Annotated in this window: 7 protein-coding genes; 3 read left to right on the top strand and 4 right to left on the bottom strand. The window is 37.8% G+C overall.

All coding sequences use genetic code 11. The annotated features are described in order from the left end of the window. Positions 1-69: 69 nt before the first annotated feature. A complete protein-coding gene (locus GQR39_RS19375) occupies positions 70-2178 on the bottom strand; it encodes a TonB-dependent siderophore receptor (protein ID WP_165736379.1) in 2109 nt (702 codons plus the stop codon). A gap of 269 nt (positions 2179-2447) precedes the next feature. Continuing rightward, a complete protein-coding gene (locus tag GQR39_RS19370; RefSeq protein ID WP_010554447.1) occupies positions 2448-3614 on the bottom strand; it encodes a DcaP family trimeric outer membrane transporter in 1167 nt (388 codons plus the stop codon). Positions 3615-4053: 439 nt separating this feature from the next. Here GQR39_RS19370 and acs point away from each other — a divergent pair, with 439 nt between their 5' ends. Together acs and GQR39_RS19360 are read left to right on the top strand one after the other, a co-directional pair. Beyond that, positions 4054-5994 carry an acetate--CoA ligase gene (acs, locus tag GQR39_RS19365; RefSeq protein ID WP_165736378.1) on the top strand — a complete coding sequence of 647 codons (1941 nt, stop codon included), beginning with the start codon at positions 4054-4056 and terminating at the stop codon, positions 5992-5994. A 104-nt stretch (positions 5995-6098) separates the two neighbouring features. Further along, positions 6099-6749 (top strand): response regulator transcription factor, encoded by a 651-nt coding sequence (locus tag GQR39_RS19360; RefSeq protein WP_007584799.1) that lies wholly within the window; start codon positions 6099-6101, stop codon positions 6747-6749. Between the two features lie 181 nt (positions 6750-6930). On the opposite strand, the gene purU is transcribed toward GQR39_RS19360, so the two are convergent. Both purU and GQR39_RS19350 read right to left on the bottom strand, forming a co-directional pair. After that, entirely contained in the window at positions 6931-7761 is an 831-nt protein-coding gene (gene purU, locus GQR39_RS19355; protein ID WP_007584800.1) for a formyltetrahydrofolate deformylase, read from the bottom strand. 213 nt (positions 7762-7974) lie between these two features. Then, complete coding sequence (locus GQR39_RS19350) at positions 7975-9861, bottom strand: hypothetical protein (protein WP_165736377.1); 1887 nt, start codon at positions 9859-9861, stop codon at positions 7975-7977. A 217-nt stretch (positions 9862-10078) separates the two neighbouring features. Between GQR39_RS19350 and GQR39_RS19345 the strand changes: the two genes are divergently transcribed. Beyond that, positions 10079-11053, top strand: coding sequence for a DNA topoisomerase IB (locus GQR39_RS19345; RefSeq protein WP_101217730.1), 975 nt, complete (start codon positions 10079-10081; stop codon positions 11051-11053). Positions 11054-11068 lie beyond the last annotated feature (15 nt).

Genomic DNA, 11068 nt, shown 5'->3' with positions numbered 1-11068 from the left:
TGCAAATTCAACCACCAAAGATAAACACGCCCTAATAGTTAAAGAATGCGACCTAATTAAAATAGAACTTTAAAAGCGATAAGTTAAGCTAACTTTTCCACTAATAGGAGAGCCATAAAAACCGACATTAGCTAAGCTAGTAATATGCTTTTCATCTGTAATGTTATCAATGTTAGCTTGAATTGATAAGTCTTCGCTAGCATCCCATCGAGCAAATGTGTTCATAAGTAAATAAGAATCCTGCTTAACATTACTGGCTATATTTTCTGTTTTTGATTGCCATTTACCGGCTAAACCAAATTTAAATTTAGGTAGTTGAGGCAGCGTATAATCTAATGAAAAATTAACAACATTTTCAGGTTCCCATTCATGAGAACTGTCGCCTGCGTCATCATTTATATCTAAGTATGTATATGCGAATACAGCATTTAGATCATCAGTTATGTTTCCGGTTAATTCTAATTCAAAGCCTTGGGTATCTTGATCAGCTCCTTTATAGTAAGTAAATCCAGATGCGTTTAGCCCTGCATAAGTTGCAATATTATCTTGTTTTGCACTAAACACGGCAAAGGTTGCAAGTAGTTGATCATCAAACCATTGAGTTTTCACTCCAACTTCGTAATTAACACCTTTACTTGGATCTAAAAAGTTACCATCGTAATCGTACTGCTCTTGTGGCTGATAAATATCGGAATAGCTTACATATACATTAACATCATCATTAATTGCATACGTTGTTGCAAGGTAAGGGCTTACCTCACTTTCATCATTATCTATATCAACGCCTTGGCTAAAGCCTGTGCGCTCATAATCGATAGCGTTAAAGCCCGCAATAACAAATAAGTCACTTGTTAGGTTTAATTTAGTAGAACCAAAAAAACGCTTCAAAGTAACATCAATATCAGCATACTTAGTTCGTTCACCCCAAATAGGTTCAGCAATCGCATCTAATGCATATGGAAAAGCAGGCGCTAAACCATAAGCTTCAGTTGTTGCTGCATCGTAAGAGTTAGTAAAAGAGTAAGATGTACTTTGTGAAATACTACCACCAAGCATTAACTCATGCTCTTGACCAAACAAGCTGTACTCACCTTTAGCTGTTATATCAAATAAATCAGCTGAGAATTCTGTATCATATCGTCCAGGAATACTGACTAAACCTAAATTAGTTTCACTATCAAACATTCCATAAGCGTCATAAAGGTAAAGTAATTTACTTTGATCTTCTGAGTCTTGGTAATTATAAGTTGTTTTAATTTCCCAGTTATTATCGAATACATAAGTATATTCAATAAAAGCTGTGGTATTAAGAGTATCCCATTTAGTCCACTCTTGGGTTGTACTTGTACTTACATCCCACTGCGCTTGTGTACCATCGGCATATGAAAGTGGTAATCCTCCCCACATGGTTCCATCTGTATTCGCATCTTGATGTGAAGCACCAAATGAAAGTGTTGAATTACCAGTAAGTTGTCCATCAACTACAGCAGAGAAGTAAGTACGATCGTTTTCTAAACCATCAAGGTATGAATCAGAGCTTTCTGCAGCCCCAACAACACGTGCAGCCCAGCTACCAGAATCTGTTAATAAAAATGAATAATCAGCTTGTAAGCGCTTTAAACCATAAGTACCTACAGAAATACCTATTTCACCTTCATTCTCATTTGTTGGACGTTTTCGAACATAATTAATAGTACCAGCTGCATTACCAACGCCTGTTAATTGCCCATTAGCACCACGAATAACTTCTATTTTTTCATAACCGTAGCTTTCCATAGCACCAGTAACAAGGCCCCAGTTATTAGGTAGACCAACACCATCAACTTGAGTGCTTTTAATATCAAAACCACGAGACGTGTATCGTGTGCGGTTAGTTTCACCTTGTTCTACAGTAATACCCGTAGCCATTTTCAATGCGTCATTAATACTATTTGCTGCAAAGTTTTGAAGTTGCTCTGCGCCAATTACACTAATAGATTGTGGTGTTTCGTTAAGCTCCATAGTTAAACCGGTAGCACCTTGGCTAACTCGATCTTGGCGTACACCTACTATTAATATTTCTTCCATTTGTTCATTGTTATTTTCAACTGTATTCTTAGTTGGTGTTTCTTGCGCTTGAGCTGAAAAACCCATAGCTAAAACTAATGAAGAAAGTGCAAAAGTGCGATTGAGTTTCATGTTTTCCCTTAATTAATATTTAATATTATTTGAGTTTATTTAAATAATTGGGACATTCTACTATTTAGAATTAACAAACTCAAACAAAAACCATTATCATTTGCAAACGCGTTTACGCTGTTTTAGGGAAAATTACTTAGTCTGTAAATAATATTATGATTAGGGTAAGCAATATGACTTATAAAAATATGATTGTTTTTTTTAACTTAAATTGAATTATAAAAAAAGCGGCCTAGGCCGCTAATTTAAAGTAGTTAGCTTTTTAGTTATTAAAAAGAGTATTTAACAGAGAATTGTAAACGATCTAAATCGCCATCTACGCCACTTTCAGTTTCACGCTCAGCATGTTTTAGCTCAGCTCCAAATGTTAGGCGTTTAACAGGGGAATATAAAATGTTAGCGCTATAGCTTTGGCTTGATTCAGTCGGATCACCAGAAATAGCTAATAAATCAGTGTTGTTATCAGCAGAGAAGAAAGAGTATAAGAACGTTGAACGCCATTGGCTTGTCCACTTGTGCTGGTAAGCAACAAAACCAGAAGTCGAATCAATGGCATCTAGTTCATCGCCATTAAGTACTGCGCCGTGAGCAACGTTTAAGCCTACGTAACGGCCTAAGCCTTTACCTTGAGTAAGCATAAATTTAAGGTTGTCTTCACCAAGGTTTATTTTACCCGACGCACTAATACCAAAAGATGTTTCATCTGCATCAACACTGCCTACTTTATAAGTTAGTTGGCGAGCAAGCGCTGCAACAACAATGTTACCCCAATCAGCTTTGTGTGTGTAACGAGCTGTAAAGTCAGGCAATGATGCATCATCAGTTACTACCATACCGCTAGTAGTAGAAATTGTACTTTCTGGGTTTTCTAATGAGAAAGACCATGCGCCAGTGGTATATTTAATTTGCGATTGTCGAACAAATATAGTGCCTTCAGCTGGGCCTACAAAATCAAGCGTTTCAGCAAGGGCACCCACGTTTTGAAAGTTAGACCATGTTTGACCAAATAACCAACCGTCGTATGTCACAAACGCATGGCGAATACGTGGAGCATAAGAGTTTGATACACGTTCATTGCCGCCAGCAGCTGAGGCTAAAAAATCAATCTCAATTTTAGTGTTAACGGTCTTACCGTTATCCATAACAGTGGCTGTGCCAAAGTTAAAGCGTGACTCGCGAGCATGCATATCAAACACAGCATCTGAGCTGTTATCGTCGCCAACTGTTAGCGTACTTGGTACGTAAAAGTCACGACCTACGTTTGAACCTGCAGGCGCACCCGCTGAATAATCACTCCACATAGAGTCGAGTTTAATGTATCCACCGTAAGTAAATTCGGTATCACCAATTTTTGCAGCAGTTGCCGCGTATGCAGTACTTGATAGTGCACATAGTACAGCGCTTGCTGCCAATGTTTTTAATGGGGTAAATTTCATTGTGGTGTCCTTTATAGGCTACTTGTTATTTATTACTTTTTTTTCATAGATATTTGTATTACTTGCTACGAGTATTACTTACGAATAAAAAGGGTTATTAATTTGGCTTTCAATTCACTTTCTATTTTCATTCGTTAAATAAAGCATTTTAGTAAGTACAACAAAATATCTTTATTAGAGTACGAGAACACTGTTGAATATGTGCAATATTTACTCAATTACCTATTGGTCTATAAGACTAAGGTTTGAGAGCAGATTAGTTTGTATTTACTTACATTTAACGCGTTGTATTATTTATGTAAAAAATTGAAAGCAGAAGGATTATAAACTACAAATGAGGAAATTGAAGGGGTGTACAACTAAGGTCTAATACTTAATGTAGCACTGCTGAGTAATCCTTGATAAAAGCTTAAGGCAAGTAATTTAAATGGAGACTAAGATGTCACAAAGTATCTATCCAGTTCCTGCGCATATTAAAGATGCGACTCTTGTAGATAAAAATAAATATAATACGCTTTACAAGCAATCTATTGATGACCCAGAAAGTTTTTGGCGTGAGCATGGCAAACGTCTTGATTGGTCTACCCCTTATACAAAAGTTAAAAACACATCATTCGACAAAGGCCATATAAATATTAAATGGTATGAGGATGGCTACCTTAATGCTTCGTACAATTGTATCGATCGTCATTTAAAAACCAAAGCAGATAAAACGGCGCTTATTTGGGAAGGTGACAGCCCATCTCAAAGTGAGAATATTACTTATCAACAATTGCATGATGAAGTAGCCAAGTTTGCCAATGGTTTAAAAAAGCTAGGTGTTCAAAAAGGTGATCGTGTAGCGATTTATATGCCTATGACGCCTCAAGCTGTTTATGCAATGCAGGCTTGTGCACGTATTGGTGCTATTCATTCGGTTGTATTTGGTGGCTTTTCACCTTCTGCGATTGCAGATCGTATTCGAGATTCGGGTGCCAAAATTGTTATTACTTCAGATGAAGGGCGCAGAGCAGGTAATTGTGTTCCATTAAAAGCAAATGTAGATGAAGCGGTAGCGCAAGAAACTGTAACCTCAATTGAGCATGTTATTGTGCACCAATTAACCGGCGGTGAAGTTGATTGGAATGAGCACGATATATGGTGGCATGACCTAGTTGCTGATTTACCAGCAAAGTGTGAACCAGAGCCAATGAACGCTGAAGATCCATTGTTTATTTTATATACATCAGGTTCAACAGGTCAGCCGAAGGGTGTTGTGCATACTACTGGTGGCTACTTAGTTTACTCATCAATGACACATGAATACGTATTTGATTTAAAAGAAGACGATGTGTATTGGTGTAGTGCCGATGTAGGTTGGATCACAGGCCACAGTTATATTGCATACGGGCCATTAGTAAACGGTTGTACACAAGTATTATTTGAAGGTGTACCAACTTATCCAACTGCAGGACGTATGGGCGAAATTGTTGATAAACACGGTGTAACTATTTTATATACTGCGCCTACAGCAATTCGTGCGCTAATGGCGAAAGGTGATGAGCCAACAGCTTCGTCACATCGCGATAGTTTACGTATTTTAGGCTCGGTTGGTGAGCCAATAAATCCAGAAGCATGGACGTGGTATTACGAGAGTATTGGTAAATCTAATTGTCCGATTGTTGATACGTGGTGGCAAACAGAAACCGGTGGCATAATGATTACGCCTCTACCGGGTGCAACTGATACAAAGCCTGGCTCTGCAACCCATCCATTTTTTGGTATTGCGCCAGCATTATTTGATGCTGAGGGGAATAACCTTGAAGGTGCTGTGGACGGTAATTTAGTTATTTTAGATAGCTGGCCATCGCAAGCGCGAACTGTTTATGGCGACCATGAACGTTTTGAACAAACTTATTTTAGCGCCTACCCAGGTGTTTACTTTACAGGTGATGGTTGTCGTCGTGATGAAGACGGTTATTACTGGATCACAGGACGTGTGGACGATGTACTTAACGTATCAGGCCATCGCTTAGGTACTGCTGAAATTGAAAGTGCGTTAGTTGCGCACGAAGCAGTAGCAGAAGCAGCAGTAGTGGGTTACCCGCATGATATTAAAGGCCAAGGTATTTATGTTTATATTACGCCTAACGAAGGTGTAACAGTAAGCGATGAATTAACCAAAGAGGTACGTAACTGGGTTCGTAAAGAGCTTAGCCCAATAGCATCACCAGATATGATTCAATGGTCTCCAGGTTTACCTAAAACGCGCTCAGGCAAGATTATGCGTCGTATTTTACGTAAAATCGCTGCAAATGAGCACCAACAACTCGGTGATACGTCAACGCTTGCTGATCCATCTGTAGTTGATGAACTAATCGAGAACAGATTAAATCGTTAAATGTGCGTTAAAAACTTGATTACAAGTTGATTCTAAACGTAGTATATCGGCTGTCAGTAAGGGTTTTATACCTAACTGGCAGCCGAATTTATTAGGAGTGAACCATGAGTCAGTTTTTAATAGCGGACGACCATCCGTTATTTCGTGAAGCACTAAAGGGCGCATTGAGCGCAAAATTTGAAGGTTTAGAGGTTTTTGAATCATCCGATTTTGACAGCACACTGCAAGTGTTAAGCGAGCAAGAGGATCTTGATATATTACTGCTAGACCTTCACATGCCAGGTAATGGTGATTTATATGGTCTTATTCGTATTAGAGAAGAATACCCAAGCTTACCTATTGCCGTTGTTTCGGGTAGTGAAGACGCTAATATAGTTTCTAAAGTAATGGGTTACGGCGCTATGGGTTTTATTCCTAAATCGTCATCGTCTGATGATATTGCCAGTGCAATTAACCAAATACTTGAAGGCGATACATGGCTACCAAAAGAGTTAAAAAACAAAGTAGCTGAAATTGAAGGTGAAGACCGAGAAATAGCAGCGCAAGTTGCCTCATTAACACCTCAACAATACCGAGTGCTGCAATATCTGCACGAAGGTTTACTTAATAAGCAAATTGCTTATGAACTGCACATATCAGAAGCAACAGTAAAAGCACACATTACAGCCATATTTAGAAAACTCGGCGTGTACAATCGTACCCAAGCCGTTTTAATTGCCGCTAAATTAAAACTCGAGCCAATAGAGCAGGCATAATTTACATTTAAAAAGTCACTTGCTTATTTATGAGCAAAAAAATGCCAGCAACAATGCTGGCATATTTTTATGTGTAGAATAATCAATTAGAATTCAGGTTAATAACAAAATGCATACCTTGTTATCAACACTGTTTTATTACCTCAAAATAAACTACTTAATTAAGCGAATTGGTACAATGCTAAGAAAACACTACAGTTTTATTACCATTAATAAATAACTTATGCTCTGATGCAAGTTGGAGTGCTTTACAAAACACTGTTTTCTCTACATCTTTACCCATTTTAGCCATCATTTCGGCGGTATTAGCATGTGTAACGCTTGTTACATCCTGCAAAATAATAGGGCCTTCATCAAGCTCATTATTCACAAAGTGAGCGGTAGCACCAATAATTTTTACGCCGCGCTCAAATGCTTGATGATAAGGTTTAGCACCAATAAATGCGGGTAAAAATGAATGATGAATATTAATTATTTTGCCTTCAAAGCGACCCACAAATTCAGGGCTTAAAATACGCATATATTTGGCAAGACCAATAATATCAGGGTTGTAGCTGGCAATTAAATCACCTACTTTTTGATCGTGCTCGCTACGAGTTAGTCCTTCGTGCGATACAACATGAAACGGCACATCAAACCCTTTGGCTAAAGGCTCTAAATCAGCATAGTTAGCAATAACGGCTAATACTTCAATATTAAGAGTTTGTTCAAATTGCTTTAGTAACATACCACCTAAACAGTGGGCTTCTTTAGTTGCAAGTAAAACTACTTTAGTTTTTGCACCGCAATGTAGGGCAAGTTTAGCGCCTTGTGGCAACAATGCGCGTAGTTGATCTAAAAAGTCGCTTTGTGGCTCGCCTGTAAGCTCTGTACGCATAAAAAATCGCTGTGCGTCTTTATCTACAAACTCGTTGTTACGCGTAATATTTAAATTGTTTTTATGACAAAGCCCTGTGATTTTAGCTATTAAGCCTACGTCGTCAGCACATTGGGTGGTTAGTATATAGCTCATTGTCCTCATTCTTACCCTGTGATTAATACTTCATTATTTGTGTTTTGGCACATAAAGCAAGGGCTTTGTGGACTAATCCAATATTAATCATGTTGTTGAGTATAAAAGAGGTAGTAAAGTTAAAAGGTATTGAATAGAGGTTAATAAAGGATAAAAAAATGCCACCTAATTTACAAGGTGGCATTAATACTAATTATCCAGAGTTCAGGTAAGTTAGCCCTTAGGTTCGGGAGATAAGTTTTCTTCTTGTCTTAAATACCCGGCGGCCTCTTCGTCATCTTTAGCTATAGCTTGCTGAGAAGGCATAGCGCGCGTTTGCTGGTTTAATTGATGTATTTGTGACGCATTACCTAAATCACGCTCACTGGTGATTGAGGCAATAGATTCGCGGTCTTTCAAGAACGCGATAACGTCTTTTTTGATTGCTTGTAATTGTCCTTCGTCTTTATGCATTTCCATAATATGGCGAGGATGTTCAAGATTTTTCATACCTGTTGCTGCAAACGTAGTAGAAACAACACGAGAAACAATAATCCAAGGCGTTATGCTACTGCGTACTAAAGTATTTTCTGAGCGAGTACTATCGTGAATACCAGTACCTGTTGATATTTTAGACTCAGTAAATGTGCCTTCGCATTTAAAGTACACTAGTAGTGATTCAAATTGCATTTCAGCAAAAAATAGATGAGCTGTATTTGTAAGCAATTGCGCAAATGCTTTAATAAGTATACCTATTAGCAATAAGTGAAAGCTTGTCATTAATAGCTCACTAAATTGAATAACATGTTGGTTATTAAATGCTTGTTTAAAGCTACTAATATTTGCAGCGTCAACGTAATGATAAATATTAATAAACGAATACGCTAAAAACACAGTAAACGCTAAGGCTATAATATAAAGCAAGTTACCACTTACTAAAGCAAGTAACCGTGCTAGCGTAAAGTTTTTACCTAAGTCTATTGAGTGCAGTTTAGGTTGAATCTCTTGGATCATTTCACCTTTAAAACCGCCTTTACCTTCAATTTGTTCTTGAAGCTTAGGGTCTAATTCTCTGTAAACTCTGTTAGGTACTTCTTTATAACGACGGTTAGCCATTACTAGATTGTCTAGGTTTATAAAAATTTCGTCTGGATGAACAGACTCTTGCCAGTTTTCACGTAGTTCTGATACTTCAGCAGAAGGGGTAACTGCATTTAAACGCGCTTTAATCATAATAAAAGCAATTGCGCAGCTCAGAGTGGCTAATACAATAATCGCAATTAAGTACATGCCAGCATGAAGACTAGGTAGTTGCTCAATCCAGCCATCTATTTCTTGTTTGCTAATGTGTTGTTCTTTCATCAGCCATGACATAGAAAGGCCAATAGCGATTGGTAGAATAAAAGATAAAGAAATAATTTTAGCGAGTGCACCGGTACCAAGTGCTTCAATATTTTTTTCAGCGTTTCTAGAAATAGGTTTACCCGTAGAGCGCCACGAAAAAAGCACGTAGAACATTAATATGGCACTATAAACAGGAAATGCTAATTCGCCTGCTTCACCGGTAAAACCCGATAAAGATACAAATGCCACAAGGCCATAAGCAATAAGTGCAACAAGGGTACTTACCCATGAGCCAAATAAGCGCTGAGCAACATTACGAATAGGATAAGGTAGGAATAATAACTTAGGGATTAAGCTGTGAAGTAAACGTGATAAAAAACCATTAGGCTCTTTAAACGTACTGTTTTTACGACCAACCAGCATTTCTTCGAGTGATTGCGCGGTGTAGGCTACTTCTTTTTCTTCTTCTTTGGCGGTTGATGCTTGTGATTTACTGTAGTTATAAGCAAGTGAAGTAGGGTGGTTTCTGCCTACAAAATACTTAAGAGTTGCATAAATACCACTTGAAAGTGAGCGAATGCCGAATGCTAAAATAAGCATGCCAAACACCATTAAAATCCATCCAGCGGTTGTATCTTCTTTTACTGAGCCCGCAGCAATAACAAGTAAACTAATACCCGCTATAGACTCGATGAGTCCTCTTACAGCTGTTACTTTACCTTCAAGTTTGAAGGGGTTTTTTAGTCCAAGATCAATCGATCCATAATCAAAAGCCATTGAATGCTCCTTTTAAACAGCATGCCCAATTAAGGGAGAATATAAGCGTAGTTATAATAACCATTATATATATCGTATTTTTGTTTTTGCTCAATTTTTGATTATATATCAATAAAGTCGTTCAGTTTAAGGTTATTTTAAAGTGGTACATTCTATGCTTTGAAATATAAGCTTAAGCGAGTTAACAATATCTCTTTTAAATGCTTGAGGAGGAATGATGGAATTGATTTACGTTGATGATAGTTTGCCCGGAATTACCCGAAAGCAAAAAAACAAACATTGGCAGTATTTTGACCCAATAGGAAAAATAATTAAAGAGAAGGCCGTTATTGAGCGCTTAAATTCACTCGCGTTCCCGCCTGCTTATAAAAGTGTATGGTTTTGCCCTGAAGAAAATGGGCATATTTTAGCAACAGGTTACGACAGTAAAGGACGAAAGCAGTACCGGTACCATCCATTATTTACACAACAACAAGATGCTAAAAAGTATCAAGCTTGTAGTGTGTTTGGACATAAGCTACCGTTACTTAGGGCTCAATTAAAGGAAGCATTGCAAGGTGATGAGCTCGATTATGAACGTACTTTAGCAGCCATTGTTAGATTAATGGATTTAGGTGCTTTACGGGTGGGGAATGAACGTAATGTAAAACAAAATAAAAGTTTTGGTGCGACAACCCTAAGATCAAGGCATGCAAAATTAACAGGTAAAAATATTAGATTAAAATACCGTGCAAAGTCAGGTAAAGAAAGGGAAGTAAATATAACGGATAAAGCATTGAGTAGTGTTATTAAGGAGCTTCAGGACTTACCCGGGCAACACTTGTTTCAATATATAGAAGAGGGGGAGCGCTCTAACGTTACTTCGACTGAAATCAATCAGTATATTCAAAATATAATGGGTGAAGAATTTAGCGCAAAACACTTTAGAACATGGCGAGCAAGTGTGATTGCTTTTAAAGAAGTGTATGAAGCAAAAGGCGCTATTACATTAAAAACAATGCTTGATGAAGTGTCTTCAAAGCTTGGGAATACGCCAACAATAGCGCGTAATTCTTATATTCACCCTGATGTTATTGAGCTTTGTAAGAAAAATGAATCAGAACAAACTCATTGGCGCGACAATTTTAAATTACCCCGTAAAACAAAGTATCTTAGTCGGTTTGAGCGCGGTTTATTAGAGTTTTTAACGTAACGATAAAGGCTGTAG

The organism is Pseudoalteromonas sp. C8, assembly GCF_011378685.1.
Taxonomy (GTDB): domain Bacteria; phylum Pseudomonadota; class Gammaproteobacteria; order Enterobacterales; family Alteromonadaceae; genus Pseudoalteromonas; species Pseudoalteromonas arctica.
Note: the sequence above shows the minus strand (reverse complement) of the source record. Positions and strands in the feature narration are given on the sequence as shown.

Excerpts from the sequence above, each read along its gene's own strand:
- GQR39_RS19360 (WP_007584799.1), top strand. The coding sequence starts at position 6,099 with ATGAGTCAGTTTTTAATAGCGGACGACCATCCGTTATTTCGTGAAGCA.
- GQR39_RS19345 (WP_101217730.1), top strand. The coding sequence starts at position 10,079 with ATGGAATTGATTTACGTTGATGATAGTTTGCCCGGAATTACCCGAAAG.
- GQR39_RS19350 (WP_165736377.1), bottom strand. The coding sequence starts at position 9,861 with ATGGCTTTTGATTATGGATCGATTGATCTTGGACTAAAAAACCCCTTC.
- purU (WP_007584800.1), bottom strand. The coding sequence starts at position 7,761 with ATGAGCTATATACTAACCACCCAATGTGCTGACGACGTAGGCTTAATA.
- acs (WP_165736378.1), top strand. The coding sequence starts at position 4,054 with ATGTCACAAAGTATCTATCCAGTTCCTGCGCATATTAAAGATGCGACT.
- GQR39_RS19370 (WP_010554447.1), bottom strand. The coding sequence starts at position 3,614 with ATGAAATTTACCCCATTAAAAACATTGGCAGCAAGCGCTGTACTATGT.
- GQR39_RS19375 (WP_165736379.1), bottom strand. The coding sequence starts at position 2,178 with ATGAAACTCAATCGCACTTTTGCACTTTCTTCATTAGTTTTAGCTATG.